Here is a 24305-nt window from a genome sequence, read left to right as displayed (position 1 = left end):
CATGGGCTGATAAGGTATAGTCAATCTCTTGAGAATGAACTATTGATACCAGAAAAAATATTAAGAAGAAGTGTTTTGTATTCACGCTTTGGGTTTGAACCGTAAAAGTAGTATTCTTATGCAAAAGCCCAATAAACTCTAGAATAAAAACAGTAGTTTTATATTATAATATTCAACCATGTTTAGTTTTTTCAGTAAAAAGTATTTCCTTAAAGATCAGCTTGAGGATTTTATAGATATTCATAATCATATTCTACCCGGAATTGATGACGGAGCAGCAAATCTTCAGGCTTCAATAGAACTTATTGAAGGTTTCAACAGGTTAGGAATAAATAAATTCATAGCCACTCCACATATTATGAATGATTACTATCCAAATAGTCCTGAAAGTATTGGTAATGCCTTAAGAATCCTCCGGGAAGAACTTAATGTTCAAAGAAAAAAAAATATTCAAATTAAAGCGGCTGCAGAATATATGATGGATCAGGCGTTTCTCGAATTAATGATGAAGGAAGACCTTCTGACTTTGACTGATAATAAAGTCCTCGTAGAGATGTCATATTTTCAAGCCCCTATCAATTTAAATGAGATCCTTTTTCAGCTTCAGACCAGACGGTATCTTCCTGTTCTTGCACATCCCGAGCGCTATGCTTTTTTTCATTCCAAATCTCTTAATAAATACAAAGCTCTCAAAAATAGAGGTTGCTCCTTTCAGTTAAATATCTTGAGTCTTGTAGGTCATTATGGAAAAAATATCCAAGAAATAGCCTTGCGTCTTTTGGAAGAAGAAATGATAGATTTTTTGGGAACAGATACTCATCAAATGCGGCATCTGGAAAAACTCTCAAGTATAAAAATATCCAAAAAACAACTACAACTTATTCTTCCTGTAATTGATAAAACTAAAGAATCTTTTCGTTTCTAGGTTTTATTAAAAGGCTTCTTTAAAAAGCTAAAAACCCCTTTTTTATCCTCATCCGCTCCATATCCATAACCATATCCATATGCGTATCCGTACTTAGCACCATAAGAAAATTTTGAATAGTCTATATCATTAAGGACAACAGCAAGTCCTTTGAGTTTCCCTTGTTGTTTCAGATCTTCAGGGAAATCCAAAAGCTTCTTTTCGGTATACCCCGCCCTTACCACATAGATGGTTGTATCTGCCAGCTGACTTATCAGAAGGGTATCAGTAACAATCATAGTAGGCGCTGTATCTACAATAATAAAATCATAGTTTCCCCTTTGGCTATTTAGAAATTCTTCCATTCTGTCATTCATGAGCAGCTCTGCAGGATTTGGAGGTATTGCTCCGGAAAAGACCATATCCACCGGAATATTATCCTGATTTATGGATTGTATAATATCTTCCGCCTTGGTGTCCACGTCATAAAGGTAATCTGAGAGACCTTTTACTTCCAAAGGATTACCCGCAAATTTATGAAGTCTTGGATTACGTATATCGCCCCCTACCAACAAGATTTTTTTTCCAGTACTGGAAAGCGTCCGCGCCAAATTAAAGGAAACAAAGGTTTTTCCTTCTCCTTTGATGGTTGAGGTAACAAAGATTACTTCAGCCTTATCTTTATTCCTGGATTGCACGAGATAAGCCAGGTTGGTTCTGAGAATCCTAAATGATTCGGCCAGAGGAGACCTGTCATTTAATTTTATCATCTCCGACTCCTCTGTACCCACGCGAGGGATCTCCCCTAGAAAAGGAATATGTTTAATAAGTGAATGTAGATCCCCTTTATGATGTGTTTTTGTATCAAGGAAATTTATTACAAAAATGATCAGCAAAGGTATTACCAATCCAATTACTCCTCCCCCTGTTAATATAAGCCATGGTTTAGGATCGATTGGTTCATTTAGGGTATAGGCAGGATCAATAACTTTCGCTACGGGGGATGTAGAAGCAAAGGAAATAGCTGTTTCCTCTCTTCTTTGAAGAAGAAACAAATAAAGTTGTTCTTTTATTGCCTGTTGACGCTCTATATTTCGAATTCCCTTTTCCAATCCGGGGAAAGTACTAAACTGTCCTTCTGCTCTTTGGTCTAGCTGGTTAAATTCCCGTAACTGAATACGGATAGAAGTTCTTGTTTGATCGATATTATTGAGGATATTTTCTCGTAATGAATCTAATTGTTCCGTAATCGTTTGTACCACAGGATTTTGTGTTGTTCCAGTATTTAAATAGGCATTTCTCTGTAATACGAGTTCATTAAACTGGCTTATTGAATTACCCATACCTCCTTCCTCCAGGCCCATTCCTTCAGGTAAGAGTTGATAAGGTTTAGCAGAAAGTAACCTATTTTCGATACCCTCCAATATCATCAACTGAGTCTCCAAGGAGAAGATCTCCTGTTCGGCCAAAGTAGATTTTGACAAATATTGACTGGCACTACTTCCCACGTCCATAAATTGATTTTCACTTTTAAAATCGGCAATACCTCCTTCCACTGAATCCAATTCTTGTGAAATTAATGCTAATCGTTGTTGGATAAATTCAGCAGTATTTTCGGCTACCTGTCTCTTATCAGCTACTCCATCTACATTAAAATGAAGCATAAGAGTATTGAGGAAATCCTGAGATTTCTCAGGAACTTCACTCACAGTACTTAAGGACAATATGTCCTGAGCTCTTCCCTGTGGCTCCACAGTTAAGTCATCAATGTACTCATTGGCCACTTCTTTCAAAGGAAATATCTGAATATTTACTGTAGAACTATTATTAAGTGCTGTTTCATTCGGAGCTATTAAAAAAGTTAGTCCCTCCATAGTTATAGGCTCTCCATATTCAAATTCTTTAGAAGAACCACCTGCTGTTTCCAATAAAAAAGAAGAGGAGGAGATGGGAGTTATCCAAATGTTCAGAGATGATTCATGAACCAGATTTTTCTCAGTGAGAAATTCAATAACGACAGGAGGATTAACATAAGCCTCAACCGCAATTACCTTTCCCTCGACAAAATATGTAACATTTAAATTAAGTTCATCAATAACCTCTTCTACTAATCTTTTAGATTTAAGGTTTACAATCTGGTTTTCCAGGGAGCTATTATCAAAGGCCAAAATAGAAGCTCCACCGGAAGGAAGGGCTCCAACGAGATTACTACCTTCATCCTTAAGGATCATCATCGTAGCCTCTGTAGTGTATTGTGGTAGGGTATATCTATTATAAAGATAAGCCAACAAAAGGCCGAGAAAGCAGCCAAACAGAAGCCACTTCCAATGTTTTAAATATTTATAAATTTCCGCTTTAAAATCAAAGTTCGATTCTTCCTTTTCAGAAATTTCCTGTAATTCTTCCATTAAATATTATTGAAAAGTATAAATAGACTAAATGCTGTTGTTATTATTGAAACCAAACCTTGCCAACTCGTAATAAATCCTGCCGACTTCACTCTTCTATATGTTGGCTCCACGTATACAATATCATTTTGCTTTAAATAGAAAAAAGGATTTTGAAAAATATCCACACTGGTAAGATCCAGGATCTCATATTTTAGTTGGTCATCAATCTGCCTTATGACAAGGATTTTATCTCTCTTACCATCATAAGTAATATCTCCCGACATCGCAATGGCTTGAATAACCGATATTCTTTCATCCTCTACCTGAATAACCTGACTTCCAATCTCCCCCATTACAGTCACTTCAAAATTCACTATCCTAACCCTAACTACCGCGTCTTTTAAATACCCCTCCCGTAACCTTTCTGTGAGTTCCTCCTCGAGTTCTTCTCTGCTTTTTCCTTCTACATATATTTTACCCAAAACCGGAAAATTTATATATCCATCCGAATTGACCAGATAGCCTGTAAGAGCAGCATTATCGCCTCCCCCGCCACCTGAACCTTGGGTGTTAAGATTTAGCTGGAAGGGCGCAGCAAGTTCTTCATTCATAGAAGAAACATCAATGCGAAGAACATCATTAACTTCAATTATTGCCTGAAAATCTCCAGGTGCAGCCATTTTAGATAATCTTTCCAAATCCTGAAAATAAACGATTTCTTTTCTGGTTGAACAAGAGGAAATGAGGAATATCCCAAAAATGAAAAAAAGGAACTTCAGGATATTTTTGTTGAGAAAAAAAAACTTCACAGGATTCAATATTATCATTTTAACTAATCTTCTTCTGGGTTGGATGCTTAATCGTATCCTTATCTAATCTCTCAAAAGTAGAATTATTACTCTTAAATTCGGGAACAAGGGCTTTTAATTTAGCAACAACTTTATGACTCTTTAATTTGGTTGCAGATTTGATAATCTTTAAAATGGATTCATTTATTTCTTCATACTTACCAGGTTGGTCTACGGCAATCATAATTTTTTTGTGATGGGTAGGAAGAGTTTTACTTTTATTGCTCAACAACTCTTCATATAATTTTTCACCCGGACGAAGGCCTGTAATTTTAATACCTATTTGTTGATTCGGAATAAAACCTGCCAACCTAATCATTTTTATAGCCAGGTCCATAATTTTAACTGGTTCTCCCATATCGAAAATAAAAATTTCTCCACCTTTCCCCATCGCTCCAGCTTCTAAAACCAACTGGCAAGCTTCAGGAATTGTCATGAAATAACGAATGATGTCAGGATGAGTTATAGTAACGGGACCACCTTTTTCTATTTGCTTCCGGAACAGAGGTACTACGGATCCATTTGAACCGAGAACATTTCCGAAACGGGTGGTGATAAATTTTGTCTTCCCAGTTTCAGTTCCACTAGCGGAATGATATAAGGATTGAACATATATTTCTGCCGCCCTTTTTGATGCCCCCATTACATTCGTTGGATTCACGGCTTTGTCTGTAGACACCATTACGAAATGACCTACTTTATACTCAACTGCAAGATCGGCTAGGTTCTTAGTCCCCTGAATATTTACAAATACCGCTTCATGAGGGTTTGCCTCCATGAGAGGGACATGTTTATATGCCGCAGCATGATATATAACATCTACTGGAGATTTTTGAAGGAGTAACGCAAGTCTTTTGCGATTTCCAACATCACAAATAATACATTTATAGTTTAGATCAGGAAATTTACCCTCCATTTCCAACTGCAGGTTATGTAGAGGTGTCTCTGCCTGGTCAAGGATTAAAAGAAGTCCGGGATTATATTCAGCAACCTGTCGCACAATTTCACTTCCTATTGAACCGGCACCACCCGTTACTAAAATAGTTTTTCCGGTAAGTTGCTGCCGCTTATTCTCTTTATTTAACAGGATAGGTTCCCTATCCAGTAGATCCTCGATCTGCAAGGATTTGACCTTATTGGAAACCGATTTTTCATCTTCGTAATTAGATACAATAGGTGCATTAAAAACCTGAATATTATTCTCCAGGCAGTCTTCCACCAGAGCAAATTTTTCTTCGGCGGTTAAGGTGTTTTCTGACAAAATCAGAGCAGTAGCATTTAAGACTTTTGCCTCATCACTTACTTTCCAGCCATTATAAATTACTGGTTTCCCCAAAATTCGAATATTTCTTCTCGTATTATCATTTGTTACAAATCCTCTAATATCAAATCTTTTAGGATGTTCCGATTCCAGAGCTCCTGCAATGGATATGGCATTTTCACCAGCACCAAAAATCACTGCTTTTTTTAAATTTTGATTTTTTTGCGTGTTTTTAAAATATTCATAGATCTGTTTTACAGAGAGACGGAAGAGAAAAAGTAAAGCAAATGAAACCAGAAAATAAAAAACTAAACCGGCAACCAAGTAAATCCTTTCCCCAATTAGAAATAAAGACAAGTAATTGAGAATAATCAAGGTCATGAAAGTACTAAAATTAGCCAGCATGATCTTTAAAGCATCAAGATACGACGAGTGTCTTATAAGTCCTGCGTACGTTCTGAAAATCAGGAAAAAAAATGTATTCACTCCCACAGCAAGAAACATACGCTCAGGAAAACTTAAAAAATCATAGATCCTATTCGTGAGATCTTCCAGGGCTAGTAGAGTGAGATAATCTGAAACTATTAATAGAGCTACATCAATACCTAAAATTGCCCATCGCGGTAGGTACTTAATATTCCTTATATCAAGGCGATTCTCAGAGGATAATATTTGCTCAAGGGCTTTATTTAGATTCTTACCCATACAATTTCGTTTACAATGCTACTTTTTCTGTAGAAAATTTTTGATTGCGGTACTGATCCTGTTCCTCTCATTTTCTCCCAGGTTTGAACCTGAAGGAAGACATAGACCATTTTTAAAAGCTGTCTCTGCTACCATATCTCCATAGAAAGGAACTTTACTAAAAACAGGTTGCAAATGCATGGGCTTCCAAAGAGGTCTGCTTTCAATATTTTCTTTTTCAAGATATAATCTCAATTTTTCCGCATTTACTCCACCTGATTTTTTTTCAGTCTTCAAAATTGTTAGCCAATGATTACAAAAATAGCTATTTTCCGGTTCATTTAAGATTTTAGTTCCTTTAACCCCTTCAAAAAGATCAAGATAAAAATTATTCATATCTCGCCTCTTTTGAATATGCTTATCTAACACCCTCATTTGGCCTCTTCCTATTCCAGCACAAACATTGCTCAATCTATAATTGAAACCTATTTCACTATGCTGATAATGGGGAGCTTTATCCCGCGCCTGAGTGGCCAAGAAAATAGCTCTTTCCTTTTCAGAATTACTCCTGGTCACCAGAGCTCCACCACCAGAGGTCGTGATAATTTTGTTGCCATTAAAAGATAATATAGAAAAGTCGCCAAAAGTTCCACATTTTTTCCCATTATAAGTGCTTCCAAGAGCTTCAGCACTATCTTCAATAATTGGAATATCATAATTTGCCGCCACTTCGTGTACTTCATCCACCTTATATGGCATACCATATAAATGTACAGCTATAATAGCTTTAGGCTTTTTCCCTTTGTTGATTCTTGACTTTATTGCTTCTTCTAAAAAGATGGGAGAGATATTAAGGGTTTCTTCTTCACTATCTATGAAAACAGGAGTCGCTCCCTGATACACTATTGGATTGGCCGAAGCCGCAAAGGTGAGACTTTGACAAAGAACTTCATCTCCTCTTTCCACTCCTAATAGTATCAAAGCCAAATGCAAAGCTGCTGTACCTGAACTTAAAGCTGTCACCTTAACTTCTTCCCCCAAATACACTTCCAGATCTTCTTCAAATCCCGTTACGTTCGGCCCCAAAGGTGCGATCCAATTCTCTTCAAAAGCTTTTTCGACATATTTTTTCTCAAGTCCTCCCATATGCGGAGAAGAAAGCCAGATTTTTGATTTCATTGCTAAATCTTAGTCTTGTTTTTATAATAGTTCAGGCAAATCTCCGGATACCCATCATCTTCCATTTTGTCAATCACTTTATCAATGTCAAATAGGAAAGACTTCAACTTAACCTGGTCTTTATCATCATCATAGATGACGTATTCTGCTAAGTTTATAGCCTTGCGGTTTTGCCCTACACTTCCTGTGTTAATTATTCTGAATTCTCCAATCTTTCGGTCAAATTGATAATGAGAATGACCAATAATAGAATTCCTTTTAATATTGTATTTTGTCAGGTCGGTATCGGGATAAAAATAATCCTGATGAATTGTATGGCTGATAACGTAATTACCTGCTCTGAATGAGCTACCATATTTTCTAATTTTTTCTTTTTGTATAAATTTTGGGAAACAGAAATCAAAGAAAGATTTGGCTATCTCATTTTTTCCCGGATAGATCCCTCTCAAAAATGCTTCTTCATGGTTACCCTTTAATAGAAAAATGTCTGATAAAGTGTCAAGAAATTCTACACATTCATTACTCCAGGGACCGTAGTTAACAACATCCCCATGACAAATGGCTTGATCATAAGAATTCCTTTCAAACTTGAAAAGCTCTTCAAGGGCTGGTAAATTGCCATGAACATCTCCAAAGATCAAGTAACGCATATTTAAAAATTATTCTTTTTTTCAAAATCTATTATCTCTTTCAAACCATCCTCATAGGGTGTAAATTTAGTGAACTCCCTGCCGAGATATTTTTCCAATCTTGAAATGTCTATGGCAGATGGCGAGGCGGATAAATTAGAGTCTGAATTTAATATTTTAGAATCTGACTGTTTTAATTTCTTTAGAAGATGGACAAGATCCCATATCAAAAGTTCTTCACCCTTTGCAACGTTTAAGATTTTATCCTTTAACGGACCCTTACTAATACTGTAAATCACTCGGCTAACATCTCTCACATGAATTAAATCAATAGAATTCTTCCTGGAATCCTTTAAATTTACATCTTCATTCCTCTCCAATTTCTTAAGGGTATCAAAAATGATTCCCTCAGCCGACATACCGGGACCATAAACTGCCGAAAGCCTTAGATGGATTAATTGCGAACTACTCCCCTCGAAGCACTCATTCATTAATTGTTCCTGACCTAGCTTTGACATAGCATACCCCACGTGGTATCCAGTAGGTGGATTTTGATGTTCTTCTTTTAAAGGAATTGGCCATGGTTTCCGTACCACAACAAGAGTTGAACAATTAATAACCTTAGGAACTTCCTTTTTTATAGCCCAATTGCAAATATTTACTGCTCCGATTACATTAGTAGAAAATAACTCTCTCAAAAATTCAGGATCCTTGGAAGTTCTACCTTTTTTTGGAGTAACAGAAGCACAATTAACTATAACATCGGGAATTACATCCAGATTTAAAAAATCCTTTTCATTAGTAATATCCAGAGCTATAGAGTCATTTTTTCCTGATCGTGAAACATGTACAACGTCTTCCCCCTGGTCCTTTAAATATTGAATCAAAGCACGCCCAACAAATCCCGTTCCACCAAAAATTAAAAATTTCATTAAGAACTTTTATTAAAAGAAAAAAACTCGGCCTTAAAAGCTGCAGTCTCCCCTTTTTCCTCAAATTCACTTATCACCTCATTAGGAATAAAGACATCAGAAAAAGTTCTCAATATAGTACCTGATCGTAATGAGGGTCTTTGTACACTTTCATTCTCTAGATAATACTGTATTAGGGCCTCTACTTCATTGAAGCCGTACATCATTCTTAAAGGAGTTGTTCCACTAAACCTGCAATTCACTTCGAAGACAACAGGTTGACCATTTTTAATTCTGTATTGAAAATTTGCCGGACCTTCAACTCCCAGCTTCTCTGCTATTTTGGCGATTTGATCATCATATGGTGAATCTCCATTCCGATAAGCTCGCCAGGTATTTCCATCCCGCAAATCACGGATTAGAGACACTACTGCTACACATTTCCCTCCGAAGACAAGACAGCCAGTCGTAAATTCACCCTCATCCTCTTTAATTTTCTCCTGAACTACAAGGTTGTTTTCATAGCTGCAAATCTCTTTAAGTTCATTATAATTATTAATCGTTTGTAAACCTTTTGATCTTGCTCCATCTACTGGTTTTGCAATAAGAGGAAAATCGACTAATTTTGTCAGTCGCTCAATTTCTTTTTTATCTGATGTCAATGCAGAAACAGGAAATGGAAAACCATTATCTTTTAAAAATTGAGCTGTTTTCCATTTATCATTAGCAATTTCTACGGCTTCCGTCTTTGAAACAACTACAATTAAAGAATATTTCTTCTCTAAGTATTCTTTCTTAGTTGCAAAAAGTGGCAATTCGACATCTGTTCCTATTAGAATTAGATCAATATGCTCCTGTTCAATAATATCCTCTATTCTCTTTAGATAAACTTCATCCCCGGCAAATGGAATAATATAAGATTTATCTGCCAGTGCGTGGCCAGTCGAACGCACATCGGGATCTGCAGTTATGACATAGTACTCATTCTTAGAATAACTAAGCGATCTTAGAATTCCCTGACCGAGTAAAGCTCCGGCACCGGTTACTAGTATTCTTTTCATTACTTGTTTTTGTTTTTGAGATACTCCGAAAATCTCGGCATAGTTGGATGACCTTCGGCACTCACTCCTTCGGATGTAATAACTTTCTCTATAGTCCTTAATAAAATTTTAAAATCTAATCCAAAACTGATATTTTTTACATACCACACATCCAATTCAAATTTTTGATTCCAATCAAGAGTATTTCTTCCATTTACAGCAGCCCAACCAGTAATTCCGGGTCGCACTTCGTGCCTCTTTCTCTGATAAGGAGTGTATAGTTCAAGATACTCGGGAAGCAAGGGTCTTGGTCCAATAAGACTCATATCTCCTTTTAAAACGTTTAATAACTGAGGTATTTCGTCTAAAGATGTCTTTCTCACCAGTCTACCCACCGATGTTAGTCGTTGATCATCTGGAAGGTCGATGCCATGCTTATCCTTGGCATCTTTCATGGTTTTAAATTTTATAATTTTAAAAAGCTTTTCATTTTTCCCAGGTCTAACTTGTAAAAAAAATGGATTATCTTTATTGGCAAAGGTTAGAACAAGGGCGACAAGAATAAAAACAGGAAAAAGAATAATTAGGCCTGTTAGTGCAACAATAAAATCTATTAGAGGCTTTAAAAAAGTTTGGTACACTCAACATTAATTTAACAGCAAAACTACAGGATTTCGTAAGAAAGACCTATGTAAAGTTTTGTTAAAGACAATAGCAAACAATCTCTCCTCAATTAAAAAAAAGATAAGAAACAGCCGGTTTTACTTCTTTTTAATAATTTTACCTGTTTTAGGCTCTACAGTTTTACCCAACTGCTTTGTTAATCCATGATAGGAACCCAACAAGAAAAATTTCATTTTTTCAAATTTGTTATTTTCCTTTACAATAATGCTACCGAAAAGCTTGACCCAGCTTCTTACAATTTTATACATTCGAAGCGCAGTTCGTTCCTTTATAAATAATCGGGAATATGTGGAATTACGTATTTCGTAATAATAGCGCCAAGGCTGACGATAATTTGTTTCTCTCTTGGTGAAATGTACTCCCTTAGCAGAAGAAATCCATTTTAAAGGATATTTAAACTTTTGTTCTATTCTAGCCTGGAGAAATTCTGTATCCTCAGACCAGAAAAATAAATCTTTTCGGGGATAGCCAACGTGATTAATTATAGGCATGGGCACCAAAACCCCCCACCATCCCGGTTGTCTTCTGGAAGCAAAATCTTTTTCTCTAACGAAAGGAAAAACCACCGTATCTCTATTTGTATTTTTAACAAGTATTTCCAGGCAGGAATCAAAAGGAAAAAAATCATCATCCATCATCCACACAAAATCAACTGAAGAATTTTCAGCAAAATATTTAACTCCTTCAAAGAATCCTCCCGCAGGACCCGTATTCTCTTCTAAATAAATAGTCGTTATTGTATCAAGGGTCTCAAGATATTCTTTGGTGCCGTCTGTAGAATAATTATCCACAACCAGGATTTCATGAGGACGATGAGTCTGAGCAAGGACCTTACATAAAGTTATTTTTAATAAACTTAGACGATTATAAGTCAATATTATCACTCCAACTCTAGCTCCTCCGTTTTCAACTGATCCTATCTCTTTTACCATTAATTGGAAAAATTTTAATTATTTAATTCCTATTACAATTTTAATTTGTCGTGCTTAGTTTTTCGAATGGTTATAAGTCTGTTTGTACCACTTCTGAAAACAGAAGAAAGTCCATACCCTGAAAGTATTATCAACTTTACCAGAAATGTGATTATTAATGAGAGCAATAATCACTTCTGTATTAAAAATTCCCTGGGAATTAAGAAAGCTTTTATCGGAGTAGCTCAATAATTCTTTTCTGAGATAACCTCTTAGCCAGTCTCCTACGGGGACACCAAATCCTTTCTTGGATTTATTCAAAAAGTCTTCTGGAAAGTACTTTTTAAAAGCCTCTTTTAATAAATACTTTTTGTTCCAACCTTTCATTAAATAATTTTCGGGTAACTGAGATGTGAAATTCCACAACTCCTTATTTAAAAAAGGAGAACGGCTCTCTAGAGAAGTAAGCATACTCGTTCGATCGACTTTCACCAGCATATCACCCTCCAGGCTAATGATCTGGTCAATTTTTCTAAAATCCTGTAAGGTTTTGTTACGGTCACCAATTTTGCTCTTGTAGTAGTCCAGAGCATCAGCTTTTAAAAATTTGTCTTTCAAAATTTCCTTAAGTTCATTTCGGGGAAACCCCAGGGACATTATATTAAAATAAAACTCACCTTCGTAGTTCACAGCTTTTAAAAGACGTTTGGTTTTAAACCTAAACCCTCTGTTATCATCTTTGGTTGAAAGAAAAGGAGCAGTAGATCCAATTATTACATTGTGAAGAGATCTAGGTATTAATGAAGTATATTTGTTATTCATTTTACCCATGTAATACTTATTGTATCCACCAAAAACTTCGTCTCCACCATCTCCTGTAAGTGCTACCTTTACCTGTTGTCTTGTTTTTTGAGCCACCAGGTAGGTAGGTAAAGAGGACGAATCTGCAAAAGGTTCATCAAAATTTAGCAGAATCTGGTCCATATTATCCTTTAGATCACCTTCAGAAATTACGAACTCATGATGATTACTACCAATGAGTTCTGCAACGGTCCTTGATTTGTCTGTTTCATCAAAGGATTTCTTCTCAAATCCTATCGAAAAGGTATCTATTTTTTTTTCAGCTTGTTGTGCTAAACATATTGAAACAACTGAAGAATCCACACCACCAGATAAAAATGTTCCTATTGGAACATCGGATACAGACCTACTTTGAACACTTTCCTGCACCAGCTCATGTGCCTTATTTTTTGCTTCAGAAAAATTAATTTCTTTTTTGTGCTCCTGAAATTCCTGCTCAATTTCAGCAATTGAGAAAGAATTTTTTCTACAATCAAATTCAAGATAATGATTAGCTTCTAACTTGTATATACCTTCATAAATTGTAAAAGGGGCAGGAATATAAGTGAATTGAAAAAACAGATTAAGACCTTCAAGAGAAATTGGAGGTTTAACTGATTTACGGGTCATAACAGATTTTAATTCTGAAGCCCATATGAATTTTTCTTTTTGCTGAGTGTAGTACAGAGGTTTTTCTCCAAAGTAATCCCTCGCAATAAAAATTTTATTAAGGTTCCTGTCATAAATGCTAAAGGCAAACATCCCGTCCAACCTTTTAAAACTATCACTTCCATGCTCCTCATATAAGCGAAGGATAACTTCGGTATCTGAAGTCGTTTTAAATTTATATCCCAGATCAATTAATTGATCTTTTAAACTCTTATAATTATAAATTTCCCCATTAAAAACTAGCTGGATCATTCCATCGTCTGAAGCCATTGGCTGCTCACCTGTGGCAAGATCTATTATAGACAACCTACGCATAGCCATTCCAACAGAATAAGATGGGGTTGATTCAGTAAAAAATCCATCCTGATCGGGACCCCGATGGACAATTTCCTGATTCATTTCACCCAAAATCCTGGAAATTTCAGTTTTATCTTCCTCTTTAGTCGAAACAAATCCATTAATTCCACACATAAACTAAAAATCTTTCTTTAATTGTTTTTCAAGATGTTTATACTCTGCCAGAATAGCTTTCCACATATCTTTTCGCTCATAATTATCCTTTATGGTCTTTCTGGCATTATGAGCTAATGAATTCTTCCAATTTTCATCCAGAATCATTTTTTTCATAGCATGATACAATTCATCAGTGCTTTTCGCAGGAACTATGGTACCATTTTTCCCCTCAATTATAATCTCATTACATCCATTGATGTCCGAAACTATTGCAGGTAAACCCATTGCCCCTGCCTGCATTACAACATTGGGAAAACCTTCACGATAACTCGGAAAAGCAAGTACGTCAGAGATGGCCAAATATGGCCTTACATCATCTTTATATCCTACTGCAATTATCGAATTATCATTTGCAATAATTCTTACTGTTTCAGGTTCTAATGGATCAAGACTTTCCTCAAAAGGTCCAACTAACAAAAGTTTTATTTTAGAATGTTCCTTATTCAGTAACTTAAAGGCCCTGACCAATTCATTTATTCCCTTATCCCTAACAAGCCTTCCCACAAAAACAAAAACCAAATCTTCCTTAGAAATGGATAACTCTTTTCGGAAATTTTCCTTACTCGATTTCTCGAAATTATTGGGATTAAAATAATTTGTATCTATACCGTTGGAACTTCCTTTTCCAAGTACTTTTAATTTTTCTGCGGAAATGAATTTTTTTTCCAGAACATAATCATGGATCCTTTTTGAATTGGGGTAAACCTTAGTCGCACATTTAAAAGTTAATTTTTCTACTATTTCGAGCAGTTTCCGTTTTGGTCCCTTTGCTTCCAACAAAGGAAGACCCGCTAAGGTATGTAAACGTAAAGGCACTCCGGCCATTTTTGCTGCCATCATCCCCGCAACGCCGGCTTTTGGCGTATGCGTATGTACTATTAAGGGTTTTTCCCTTTTAAAAAACCTGTACAATTCCCATAATGAAGAAATATCTTTGTGAGGTGTAATTTCTCTTGTCATGTCCACCGAATAGGTCCTCACCCCCAATTTTTCACCCAACTTATTTAATCTTTCCTTTTCCGAAGAAACGGCTATTACTTCATATTCACCTTGCATAAAATTGAGTTGCCCTTCCAGTAGGTTTTCAAGGGAAACGGGCACTGTAGTAATCCTTATAAGTTTCTCCATCCAGATCTACATCTTGTCTCCCATATTAATATGAAGATCTGCAAATTTTTTGTTGTATTCTGTAGCGTCTCCCATACTCTCAAGAATGGTAAAATATCCGGAAACATTATTAAAACCAATTTCTTCACAAATTGATGCAAGTTCATTTCTTGTGGTAAAGAAAAATGATTTTCGCCCTCTGTTTTTTAAACACCAATTACCTATAGCTTTTTGATAAACTAAGAAATCATTATTGTTTAAAAAGGTCAAAAGAAGAATCTTTATTTCATTTTGACCATTCTCAAGGATAGCGTAATCATCCTCGATCTTTAAGATCGTTGTTTGTTTTATTCTGTCCAAATACTGGCTCCTGAATTCTTCAAAAGAATAACTGAAGCTAAGTAATTCCTTTTGAGTTTCCATGGCACGGCTAAAGATCTGTCTATCCACATCCTGGTTTCGTACAACTACTTCAGGCGCAGGTATATCTTTTTCATTATAAACTTTTTCAGGAGAAAATAAATGAGAGGTAGGAAACATATATGATCCTTCCGATTCCAGCCTGCGGCTACTTGCATTTGTTTCAGTGACAAAAGCTGTAAGGAAAGGAACCTGATTATCTTTACATAGTTCTTTGGAACAATTTATCATTTTCGTAAAGCAGCCCTTCCGTCTTGCTGCAGGTAAGGTCCAGGATCCTGTCATTATACCTATATCAAAAGAAGTGTTTCCCCGGGATAACTTTCTGTAAGATACCGCTGATCCAGCTATAACTCCATCCTCTTCATTTTCAATCAGCATTATGTCGGTCGTATGTTTCCCGATTTGCCTTTCAAGTCCCCATTTGTATTCGGCATCCCCTCCCCAGTGACCAAAGCAGGCATTAAGGTTAGAAATATACTCCTCTCTGTAACCTTTGGGGTTTATTACAAATTTTTCCATAATTAATTATTCTTTTTTATATAATCAGAAATTTCCCCCATAGAGGTAAACCAAAGCGAATCACCATATTCGTTTTTCAGATTAGTCAATAAAGAGTCCAGATAATTCATGTAAAGTTCATCCACCCCGTCTATTGCAATATAGCCAAAAACCGATTTTACAATATGCGCCTTAATTGAAAGAAGTCCGGAATTATTAATAATTTCTTTGGCCCGCTCTACCTTTGAGTTGGCCTGGAAATTAGTAGGAAAATGAATTAATTTATTTTCTTTTATGGCTTCAGGTCTAATTAGGGAAGCTCCTTTGATGCCGCTCATATTTGTCCTAGCATCCCTACTAATAGGTGTGAAAATATCTCTTGCTGAAGCAATAAAATCAAAATTTTCTTTAATTAATTCATCTAATAAGGCGTTTGGTGCATTCCAACCGGGAGGACATATTCCTTTAACATGTTCAATCCCAGATTTATTAAAGATCCGCTGCATTTCCTTTAAAATCTCCCTAAACTCTTCCTTAGTTTGATTTTGAAATTCTACAGGAATTTTTAACCCTTTATGCACATGGTAGAGACCATGAAATCCAATTTCCGTATTTTTCATCGAATTAAGAAATTCAACAAATTCAGGATGCCGTTCCAAATTCATTGTATCCTTTTGGTAGCGTTTAGCCAAAAAGAATTTGTCTCTAACTCCCGGAAGTGAAGCAAGGAATTTACGGGTAGGGACCGGAGAAATTTCTCTCCAATTAGCTGTAGTGAAAAGAGTAACTTTCAATTCTGGATGCCGATCCAGCAGCCACTTAACCAAGCCCAGTCTTCCTTTGTCCAGGTCCCCTCCTGCTTCGTAGTAATCTGTACTTTTAGAAGGATGAATATCATCGATAGTAAAACAAACTGCAGCTTTTTTATCTGCCGGTTTCCATTGAAGCATAAGTTGTATTGAAATTATTCGAAATTACTAAGTTCTATGCCAAAGACTATTCTTATAAATCATAAAAAACTATTAATGTTTGATCATCTATAAACATAAAATTCATTCTCGTATAGAATTTTGTAATTCCTGCATATTGACCGATTGGAGGCCATATTGTTCTTTACATATCTTAAAATGCTGTAGAATAAGCTCCAGGTCATTCATACTTGCGACTGGATCATCTCCAAAGTTGTGAGGATGCCACCATAAGTGATACGTTTCTCCATTTTGTGCAGCATTGGTGATCTCATTCTTAATTCTTTTCAATTTAAGTTTACGCAGAACTTGATTACTTTCAACAGGTCGGAAAAAACGGCTAGCCGGCTGTTTAAGAACAACATCGCTGGGTTTCGGTTCAAGGTTATACGTCTTTTTACCCAGGGGAAAATAGGCATCCCCTGAACGAGCAAGTTTAGTAAAAATATTTTCGGAGAGCGTATTTTCCCAATACCAATCAGAAGGATTTGAACGTACATTATTTATTCCCAGTCCAGCACATACCTTTAAATATTCCTCCTTCATTTGATTTCGTGGAAAAACCAGGGTTTTTATAGCAATATTTTTTGCTTCTGCTAATTCAATTGCTTTTTCGAGATCGTGTTTAAAATCCACAACGTTCTGACCTTCTTCAAGACAATAGAAATGAGAATAGGTGTGGGTGCCAATTTCCTGACCTGCAGTCTTTTTAATATCTTTTATCAATTCTGGAGCAAATACGAGGTCATTTAGCTTATATTTTTCCTCCTCAGAAAGGTTATTAATAAACGAGTAAGGAGATAATTTACTGTTCCTGTAAATCGGCAACTTTAGGGGTTTATTCTTCTCCCATTCATTCCAATCCTTATTAAATAACATACCTGCAATCGCCCAGGTGGCATGGATATCATATCTTTCAAACAAGGTTAAAATTTTAGGAATTTCCTCTCTGGTATTCCTGAAGTACCTGAATTTGTCATTGTAATCTACGACATCAAAAACACCCCAAAGTAGTTCAAAATCCAATGAAATAACAAAATGTCCGTTTCTATTCACTTAACCGGTTTAAGCAGGAGCATATCCTTGTTTATTAATTTTAGTTTTTTTTCTGAGAGCCTGTAATTTCTTCAAGCGCATTATACGGGTGTATTTTTTCTGTGCCAGGTAATAATAAATTACAAAAAAAAGGTAATACATAACCATTGATTTTTGCCGCATTATTATTCCAAGATTAGACATAATAAAAGTCATAGCAAAAGATGTCGCTATAAATATCATTGCACTCATTTTCACAAATGAAGGTGATCTTAATAAAAACCGAATAAAATCCTTTCTCAGTATTTTTATGAAAATTATAAGATAGAACAAATTTTCCACAGATATGACAAAACCCATAAAACTGGGTGCATCAATAAATAAAGGTCGAAACCAGAAGGTAAAAAGTTTAAGGGGCAACGGATAAGCAGCCATATCTACACCAGTGGCTGCTTTTCTGCTTAAATCGGAAGAACGACCTTCGGCAAATTCTTCAAATCCCCCCACTAAATTCTCACTATTCTGTAGTCCAACTACTGCCAAAATCTGATCTTGTACGAGAAAAAGTGTCATAATAAGTCCGGTTGAGATCAATAATTTCTTCTGAAGAGAAATTCTTTCCTGACCGCTCAGATAACCAACGATGGCTCCTACCGCCACAAACATAAAGACGTGGGGTCGAATATGAAAAATAATGAAAGAACTCAGGACAAGAAGAAATAAACGCTTACGTGGGTCTGTGATTGCATAGGTAAACATCATTAATCCTAAAAAAATTGGCGCTCCTTTTGACAGGGCAACAGTCCAAAAGTGCATATTAGGCAGAAATAACAATAGTGTCAGGAAATCAATTTTAATAAATTTAATTTTCACCGGAATATTCTCCCTGAAGAACAAATAAGCATAAAGGAATCCCAGAAATCCAAACCAGGAAAACAAAAACATTAGACCCTCATAAGAAGAAATACCTATTTTGTAAAATGGATATCCAAGAAAATGAATAAAAGTGGTATCGGTTCCAAATAATTCAAACCATGAGCCTGTATGAGTACTAATAATTTCGTAATATCCTTTCGAGTCTGAAGGATTATTCTTTGCATACCAAAAATAGAAACCATAAAAAAAACTATGATAAATATAAAGGAGATTCATCTTCTTTTTATCAAAGAACCTATGCTTCTTCGCATAAATAGAGAAGATTCCCTGATTTACAACAAATAAAAAAAGAAATAAGAATAATACTCCCAGCATAAATTCAAAATAGTTCTAGATCTCCCAAGCTATATGACCATTGTTCCACATTTGCAAGATTCTGGTTACCGGAAATCTGAAGGTTTAAATCTCTTAAAGTAAGAATAGGACCAAAAGAACCTACAAAAGACGGGCCACCTAATTGTTTTAGTTCTGGTGAAAAGGAAATAACCTGTACACCAAATTTGGAACTCCATTTTTTGATAATTTTTCCTGCCTTTCTTAGATTGTTCTCTCTGTTTTCGAAGATACTTTCAACAATTCTCAGTTCCTTAAAGTTCCTCCTCTTTTTCACACTGGCAGCCATATAGATTCCATCTTCTGAAAAGACCTCATATTTTTGCAATGGATTTTTTTCAAATCTCCAAATGAGATATTCAGGACTTTTTGGAGTGAATAAACGAGAATTTGATGCCAATGCCGAATTCCAATTATCGCAAATAGCTCCAAGTTCTTCTTTAGACGTTTTATGAGAAATAATATATTCTGGATTACCACTCTGTAGTTTCCAAAAAGAAATCCATGAAGGTGTAATTCCCACCTTTATTTTTCCAGATCTTTCCCACCCCATCTTAAGGTATCCCGGTCTACTTTGATCATTCGGAGTGTTAAAAATAAAATCTCCTCCAACTTCCTTTGCAACCTCCACTGCTTTAAGGGTCAATTTTTTAAAAATACCTTTGCCCCGATGATCAGGAGATGTCGCAGTATCGACAGCCCTATAGGTGTGAAAAAAGGCATTTCCCATCTTCCATTCCCACCGCATAAAAGCTCTAACCCCAACAATGTCATAGTTTTCTTCAGCAATTAAAACAATAGAAGGACCAAATGGATTATCATAATGTTTATACCGCCAAATCTGTTCAGAGACTGGAAGCTCATCCCCAAGACTTTTTTTTAGAACCTTAATGATTTGAGGTACATCTCCTTCATTTGCTTTGCGAATGATCATATCTAATCCTTAACTTTGTTCAAATAAATCGTTTCCAGTTCACTTACCATAGAAGATAAACTAAAATGTTCTTTTATACGTTCTCTGGCTTTTTGCTGTAAATTAGTTCGGAGGTCTTTATCTTCTAAAAGATTTATAGCTAATCCTGCCAGGGCTTTTTCATTGCCTACCTCGCAAATCAAACCATTCTTTTTATCCTGAACGACTTCTACTACTCCTCCTGCTGCAGTAGTTATAACAGCACAATTTAAACTCATAGCTTCGAGAAGTGCCACAGGGAGACCTTCAAATGTAGAACTCATCATAAAAATATCCATTGCGGAAAAGTAGGATACTGTATCTGTTTGTAATCCGGGGAGAAAAATTTTATTTTCAAGCTCTAGAATTTTGATCTGCTCTTTCATTTCTTCTTCTTTTGGTCCGGCCCCCACAATTATGCCGTATATTGAAGAGTCTTGCTCATGAATTTTAGCAAACGCCCTTATCCAAACATCGAGTGCTTTTTGTTCTCTAAATACAGCTATATTTCCAAGCACAATAGCTTCTTCAGGTATTCCGTAATATTGGCGGATTTTCTTGCCCTTTTCAACATTTCTTTTAAAAAAATTAGTGTTTACTCCATTTAAAACAGTTTCCACCGGGATATCTGGAGCAATATTTTCTTTTATAGAACGAGTGACATCCTTTGAAACTCCAATTGCAAGACTTTGATTATTGTAAGTATACTTATTTAAAGCTTTTGTTACTTTATGATAATGTTCCTGGATATTATGTTCTGTGTAAATAACCGGAAGATTGACCTTTCGAAAAATTAGTCTACCTAAGAACCCAGACCAGGGCAAGTGACAATGAATTAAATTAATTTTCTCCTTTTTACAGTAGTCAATTACCTCTTTATATTTTAGAAGCATTCTAAAGTTGTTACTGGCGTTAAAGCAGCTTACCTTACCTCCCGCATTTTCTATTGACGCGACCATCTGACTCTTCCAGGGAAGAAAATAAATATAATGAAATTCAAATTTGTCCTGGTTGTGTAATTTCAGGGATTCAGGAAGTAACATCTCTGCGCCTCCTCTGCCTAACGATTTGATTAAGTGCAGTATTCTAATTTTACCCATTCATTTTTTAATTGAAGAAAACAGTTGCAAATCTATAGCTTCCGATTTCTACTCCAACCATACAATTTGTAATTAACATTATTTAACATGAGATATCATCTCAGTCAATCTAAGAAACGGGAATAACACCTCACAAACTGCTCAGTTATTCTGTCGTTCATGTATTGCTCACTCACTATTTTATAAGCCGTTTTAATCATTAGGTCATTTTCCTTCTCTAGAATTTCAAGAATAGCTGTAGCAAACAATTCCTTCCTATCTTTTTCAATAAGAAATCCGGTATTTTCATTAACAATTTCCGAAATTCCTCCAACGTTATAAGCCACCACAGGAATCTTACAATACATAGCCTCCAGTAGAACACCTGGAAGACCCTCAATTATACTGGGAAGAACTAGAACATCTGCACCTCTAATATAGGAAAGAGGATTGTTTACAAAACCATAAAATTTTACGTACTGAGAAAGATTATTCTCCTTTACCTGTTCTTCAACTTCTTTTTTTAATGGTCCATCACCTAAAAGATGAAGAAAAACATTCGGGTGCTTCTTTAGAACCTTTAGAATGATCTCTATAAGACCTTTGTGATTTTTTTCAAATGTAAATCCACCAACGTGAACAATGTGCTTTTTATTACCGGGCTCAAGGACTACATCCCGAGGAATTTTAATTCTTTCCAGACCCACAGGTATTACCTCTGTTCTACCTTCTAAAAATGGAAAATGTTCTAAAATATCATTTTCTGAAGCTTTGGAAACAGAGATCACTCTATCCACTCTTTTGTAAAGAAACGAATTCAAATTCTTTTGTATAGAGTTTGTAAGATACCTACCTATTTCACTGGCATTTCTGGAGAAAATTGGGACTTTCCAATTAAAAATGATTTTTGAAAAAACAGCGTATTTTAAAGTATCCCCGGCGTTGGCTTGAACCACATCAGGTTCAAACTCCCGAATGATTTTGTTCAATCTCTTCCACGCTGCTAAATCAAAAAATCGTTTGGAAGGGGAGGCCTCTAAAGAAGTAATTTTTCCATCAAAAGGTAGATCTGCTTTTCCTTCATAAACACTTACTACTTTTACCTGATGCCCTAGTGAGACTAAATGTCCGGAAAGTTGACTGGCAAAAACTTCTGCACCTCTGTGTTGTGGCTTATGGATTATCTGAATAATCTTCAAAATGAATTATTTTCAAATTATACACTTAATTTTTATTGTACAAAGTATTCATATTAAAAGGATTGACATATTTTTAATTATCTTCAATGACGACATCAATTTTTAAGCAATTTTATTATCTTTTAAAAAATGTTAAACTAGTATGTCAGTTTTTGAAGATATTTCATCTCCTTATTAGGAAAAAACATATAACGTCCAGTTGTCTTTTTAATAAGGTGACAAGCTTTATTATAATACCCCTTCTAAATCAGCCAACGAAAGTTCAATTCTCATATTAAAATTAAAGCGGTCATTTCTATATAATACAATACTTTTTTTTCTTTTTATACATGCCAAAAATTCAACTTCTCTAAATTCTGGAGAATTATAAAAATATACCAGGGGGGTCTTAAGGCTCCTGCCCAATGAAGACATCATACAGGAAAAAAGAGTTGGATCTCCTATGATTTCGTAGGCAATTATAGCAGGTAAACCTTTTCTCTTTTCCTCTTTATATATAATAAAATTCCTGGGGTCCCTAAAACCAGCTATTTTATAGGATTCATCTTTATACCTCCAGGAAAGGAATTCTCTTGTTCGAACAGTAGTAGCCCAATTTACTTTCTCCTTTTGAAATGAATAATCCACTTCGTCGAAAGAAACCATTCTTGATGTATAATTTTTTAAAAATGGATGGATAATGCCAATTTTAAAATTTTCAACGTTTTCCAATTTCTTCCATCCCATTTTTAAATTAGCCGGTAGACTATTTTCATTTGGGGTGTTAAAAACAAGATCATAATTTCCCTTACATCGATCCAGACCAATTAAATTTAATTTTTTAAAAATCCCTTTGCCACGATAATTGGCATCGGTAACAGTATCCACGGGTCTAATCGCACGAATAAATTTATCCAACCCTGAACTATAAAATTCCCAGAACATAAACATTCTTAACCCTACAATCCTTTTATTATGGAGAGCTATAAGTCCAAATGACCTTCCAAAAGGGCTATTTAAATGTTTCCACTTAAAAAACTCAATTGAGAAATTGGGATCCAAAAACTTTTGAATTAAAGCAACTACTTCTGGTAAATCTTTGTCATAATTTATTTCCCGGTATTCCAGATCAAGTTGTTGTTTCCTGCCCTTCATGATTTCTTAACGATTTATTATTTACACCATCTCCTCGACTAATTTTTTATAGTAATCCAGAACCTGTCGATTAATACTGTCCAATTGAAAGTTATTGATATAATTTTTCCTTCCTTCCTTTCCCATCTTTTCCCTTAAAGCAGGAGATCCCGCCAGTTTGACTAATTTTTGCCCGAGATCATCAAAATTTGATTTCTCAAAAAATTCGATGTATGGATTTCCTTTCATTACCTCTTTAAAAACAGCAATATCAGAGCATATTACCGGTAATTCAGCAGCCTGCGCCTCTATTGAAACTCCTCCAATGCCTTCATAAAGGGAAGGCAATACAAAAACATCTGATGCCACCAGTATCCTATAAATATCAGTGCGGTGCCCCAGGAACCTCATTTCAGTCTTTATATTTTCTTTATTTAAAAAATCTTCAATTACATCTGTTGAATTTCCATTTCTACCACAAAAGATGAACTTAACGTGTAGTTGTTGTAACTTCTCATCCTGTTCTTTTATAGCCTTTAAAATGTCTATATGAGCTTTCTGATATTCCTGCCTTCCCACATGGACAAAAATTAGATCATCCTGGGCAAATCCAAGTTCTCTACGCAACTGCTGGCCAACCTCCTGCTTTTCGTGTCTATAAGGATTATCCTTTCTCCCTCTATGGATAAAATCAATTTTAGAAGCAGGAATGTTTAGTTGCTTTTCATAATGCTTTTTCACCTCATTGGTGACAGCTATAAATTTGTCGGTACCCTTTTGTGTGTACTTATCTATTTTTCTGTAAACTTTTAAGGAAAAGCTGTTTACTTTGGGGTCTTTAAATCTTACTTCATCGTAAAGACAATTGACTAAACTTTCCACATGGTAAAAAGAAGTAAAGAGTTTCGCCATTCTCACCCTCATGGAAGCATTATATAATGATGAATGAACTATGTCTGGTTTATAATTTTTAATTACTTGGCTTATTTGTTTAGAATGACTAATAAGATTTCCTGGTTCTAAAAAATTGACATCAAAACCTTCTTTTAAAATCTCTTGTTCAATCCCTTCTTTTCTATGGCTAAGGACAACTATCTTTATCTGTACACCTTCTTTCCTGAGATAATACCAAAGTTCTGCATTAGAACGTTCTGCTCCCCCTGTTCCCAGACTATCCTGAACATAAAGTAATTTCATTT

Annotated in this window: 21 protein-coding genes; 1 reads left to right on the top strand and 20 read right to left on the bottom strand. The window is 35.5% G+C overall.

Translation table 11 applies throughout. The features are described 5' to 3' along the window. Positions 1 to 178 precede the first annotated feature (178 nt). Positions 179 to 925 carry a tyrosine-protein phosphatase gene (locus H148_RS0100215; protein ID WP_029032993.1) on the top strand — a complete coding sequence of 249 codons (747 nt, stop codon included), beginning with the start codon at positions 179 to 181 and terminating at the stop codon, positions 923 to 925. Here H148_RS0100215 and H148_RS0100210 read toward each other — a convergent pair. From H148_RS0100210 to H148_RS0100115, 20 genes are all read right to left on the bottom strand, one after another. Continuing rightward, a complete protein-coding gene (locus H148_RS0100210) occupies positions 922 to 3312 on the bottom strand; it encodes a GumC family protein (RefSeq protein ID WP_029032992.1) in 2391 nt (796 codons plus the stop codon). The two genes, H148_RS0100215 and H148_RS0100210, sit on opposite strands and share 4 nt — an antisense overlap. Next, positions 3312 to 3974, bottom strand: a complete 663-nt coding sequence (locus H148_RS0100205; protein WP_245583360.1) for a polysaccharide biosynthesis/export family protein — start codon at positions 3972 to 3974, stop codon at positions 3312 to 3314. The genes H148_RS0100210 and H148_RS0100205 overlap by 1 nt, the downstream gene beginning before the upstream one ends. 148 nt (positions 3975 to 4122) lie before the next feature. Beyond that, complete coding sequence (locus tag H148_RS16935) at positions 4123 to 6108, bottom strand: nucleoside-diphosphate sugar epimerase/dehydratase (protein WP_037324402.1); 1986 nt, start codon at positions 6106 to 6108, stop codon at positions 4123 to 4125. Between the two features lie 18 nt (positions 6109 to 6126). Further along, complete coding sequence (locus H148_RS0100195) at positions 6127 to 7266, bottom strand: DegT/DnrJ/EryC1/StrS family aminotransferase (RefSeq protein WP_029032990.1); 1140 nt, start codon at positions 7264 to 7266, stop codon at positions 6127 to 6129. A gap of 2 nt (positions 7267 to 7268) precedes the next feature. Further along, the gene (locus tag H148_RS0100190; RefSeq protein WP_029032989.1) at positions 7269 to 7916 is read right to left on the bottom strand and encodes a metallophosphoesterase family protein; all 648 of its coding nucleotides are present in this window, start codon (positions 7914 to 7916) and stop codon (positions 7269 to 7271) included. Positions 7917 to 7918: 2 nt separating this feature from the next. Then, a complete protein-coding gene (locus H148_RS0100185) occupies positions 7919 to 8827 on the bottom strand; it encodes an NAD-dependent epimerase/dehydratase family protein (RefSeq protein WP_029032988.1) in 909 nt (302 codons plus the stop codon). Beyond that, positions 8827 to 9867 carry an ATP-grasp domain-containing protein gene (locus H148_RS16930; RefSeq protein ID WP_051286097.1) on the bottom strand — a complete coding sequence of 347 codons (1041 nt, stop codon included), beginning with the start codon at positions 9865 to 9867 and terminating at the stop codon, positions 8827 to 8829. Before H148_RS16930 ends, H148_RS0100185 begins: the two co-directional genes overlap by 1 nt. Beyond that, a complete protein-coding gene (locus H148_RS0100175; protein WP_029032987.1) occupies positions 9867 to 10487 on the bottom strand; it encodes a sugar transferase in 621 nt (206 codons plus the stop codon). The genes H148_RS16930 and H148_RS0100175 overlap by 1 nt, the downstream gene beginning before the upstream one ends. Before the next feature lie 120 nt (positions 10488 to 10607). Next, a complete protein-coding gene (locus tag H148_RS0100170) occupies positions 10608 to 11462 on the bottom strand; it encodes a glycosyltransferase family 2 protein (RefSeq protein WP_029032986.1) in 855 nt (284 codons plus the stop codon). Positions 11463 to 11516: 54 nt separating this feature from the next. Beyond that, positions 11517 to 13421, bottom strand: coding sequence for an asparagine synthase (glutamine-hydrolyzing) (gene asnB / locus H148_RS0100165; RefSeq protein WP_029032985.1), 1905 nt, complete (start codon positions 13419 to 13421; stop codon positions 11517 to 11519). A gap of 3 nt (positions 13422 to 13424) precedes the next feature. Continuing rightward, positions 13425 to 14591 carry a glycosyltransferase family 4 protein gene (locus H148_RS0100160; RefSeq protein ID WP_029032984.1) on the bottom strand — a complete coding sequence of 389 codons (1167 nt, stop codon included), beginning with the start codon at positions 14589 to 14591 and terminating at the stop codon, positions 13425 to 13427. Positions 14592 to 14597: 6 nt separating this feature from the next. Further along, positions 14598 to 15512 (bottom strand): GNAT family N-acetyltransferase, encoded by a 915-nt coding sequence (locus H148_RS0100155; protein WP_029032983.1) that lies wholly within the window; start codon positions 15510 to 15512, stop codon positions 14598 to 14600. Positions 15513 to 15514: 2 nt separating this feature from the next. After that, complete coding sequence (locus tag H148_RS0100150) at positions 15515 to 16441, bottom strand: DUF2334 domain-containing protein (protein ID WP_029032982.1); 927 nt, start codon at positions 16439 to 16441, stop codon at positions 15515 to 15517. A 102-nt stretch (positions 16442 to 16543) separates the two neighbouring features. Next, positions 16544 to 17515 carry a polysaccharide deacetylase family protein gene (locus tag H148_RS0100145; RefSeq protein WP_029032981.1) on the bottom strand — a complete coding sequence of 324 codons (972 nt, stop codon included), beginning with the start codon at positions 17513 to 17515 and terminating at the stop codon, positions 16544 to 16546. Between the two features lie 9 nt (positions 17516 to 17524). Beyond that, on the bottom strand, positions 17525 to 18367 hold the full coding sequence (locus tag H148_RS0100140; RefSeq protein ID WP_245583359.1) for a hypothetical protein: 843 nt from the start codon (positions 18365 to 18367) through the stop codon (positions 17525 to 17527). A 382-nt stretch (positions 18368 to 18749) separates the two neighbouring features. Next, positions 18750 to 19697 carry a GNAT family N-acetyltransferase gene (locus H148_RS18215; RefSeq protein ID WP_051286096.1) on the bottom strand — a complete coding sequence of 316 codons (948 nt, stop codon included), beginning with the start codon at positions 19695 to 19697 and terminating at the stop codon, positions 18750 to 18752. A 2-nt stretch (positions 19698 to 19699) separates the two neighbouring features. Beyond that, positions 19700 to 20815, bottom strand: coding sequence for a glycosyltransferase (locus H148_RS0100130; RefSeq protein ID WP_029032979.1), 1116 nt, complete (start codon positions 20813 to 20815; stop codon positions 19700 to 19702). 104 nt (positions 20816 to 20919) lie between these two features. Then, the gene (locus H148_RS0100125) at positions 20920 to 21993 is read right to left on the bottom strand and encodes a glycosyltransferase (RefSeq protein ID WP_029032978.1); all 1074 of its coding nucleotides are present in this window, start codon (positions 21991 to 21993) and stop codon (positions 20920 to 20922) included. Positions 21994 to 22221: 228 nt separating this feature from the next. Beyond that, positions 22222 to 23034 (bottom strand): GNAT family protein, encoded by an 813-nt coding sequence (locus H148_RS18210; protein WP_245583358.1) that lies wholly within the window; start codon positions 23032 to 23034, stop codon positions 22222 to 22224. Between the two features lie 114 nt (positions 23035 to 23148). Then, positions 23149 to 24303 (bottom strand): glycosyltransferase family 4 protein, encoded by a 1155-nt coding sequence (locus tag H148_RS0100115; RefSeq protein WP_029032976.1) that lies wholly within the window; start codon positions 24301 to 24303, stop codon positions 23149 to 23151. Positions 24304 to 24305: the final 2 nt, after the last annotated feature.

It is taken from the genome of Salinimicrobium terrae DSM 17865 (genome assembly GCF_000424665.1).
Classification (GTDB): Bacteria; Bacteroidota; Bacteroidia; order Flavobacteriales; family Flavobacteriaceae; genus Salinimicrobium; species Salinimicrobium terrae.
This window is presented reverse-complemented; position numbering and strand designations above follow the sequence as displayed.

Coding starts and splice junctions, on each gene's coding strand:
- H148_RS0100115 (WP_029032976.1), bottom strand. CDS start 24,303: ATGAAATTACTTTATGTTCAGGATAGTCTGGGAACAGGGGGAGCAGAA.
- H148_RS0100210 (WP_029032992.1), bottom strand. CDS start 3,312: ATGGAAGAATTACAGGAAATTTCTGAAAAGGAAGAATCGAACTTTGAT.
- H148_RS16935 (WP_037324402.1), bottom strand. CDS start 6,108: ATGGGTAAGAATCTAAATAAAGCCCTTGAGCAAATATTATCCTCTGAG.
- H148_RS0100205 (WP_245583360.1), bottom strand. CDS start 3,974: ATGGCTGCACCTGGAGATTTTCAGGCAATAATTGAAGTTAATGATGTT.
- H148_RS0100190 (WP_029032989.1), bottom strand. CDS start 7,916: ATGCGTTACTTGATCTTTGGAGATGTTCATGGCAATTTACCAGCCCTT.
- asnB (WP_029032985.1), bottom strand. CDS start 13,421: ATGTGTGGAATTAATGGATTTGTTTCGACTAAAGAGGAAGATAAAACT.
- H148_RS0100150 (WP_029032982.1), bottom strand. CDS start 16,441: ATGCTTCAATGGAAACCGGCAGATAAAAAAGCTGCAGTTTGTTTTACT.
- H148_RS0100170 (WP_029032986.1), bottom strand. CDS start 11,462: ATGGTAAAAGAGATAGGATCAGTTGAAAACGGAGGAGCTAGAGTTGGA.
- H148_RS16930 (WP_051286097.1), bottom strand. CDS start 9,867: ATGAAAAGAATACTAGTAACCGGTGCCGGAGCTTTACTCGGTCAGGGA.
- H148_RS0100160 (WP_029032984.1), bottom strand. CDS start 14,591: ATGGAGAAACTTATAAGGATTACTACAGTGCCCGTTTCCCTTGAAAAC.
- H148_RS0100130 (WP_029032979.1), bottom strand. CDS start 20,815: ATGGGTAAAATTAGAATACTGCACTTAATCAAATCGTTAGGCAGAGGA.
- H148_RS0100195 (WP_029032990.1), bottom strand. CDS start 7,266: ATGAAATCAAAAATCTGGCTTTCTTCTCCGCATATGGGAGGACTTGAG.
- H148_RS0100155 (WP_029032983.1), bottom strand. CDS start 15,512: ATGGAAAAATTTGTAATAAACCCCAAAGGTTACAGAGAGGAGTATATT.
- H148_RS0100185 (WP_029032988.1), bottom strand. CDS start 8,827: ATGAAATTTTTAATTTTTGGTGGAACGGGATTTGTTGGGCGTGCTTTG.
- H148_RS0100215 (WP_029032993.1), top strand. CDS start 179: ATGTTTAGTTTTTTCAGTAAAAAGTATTTCCTTAAAGATCAGCTTGAG.
- H148_RS18215 (WP_051286096.1), bottom strand. CDS start 19,697: ATGATCATTCGCAAAGCAAATGAAGGAGATGTACCTCAAATCATTAAG.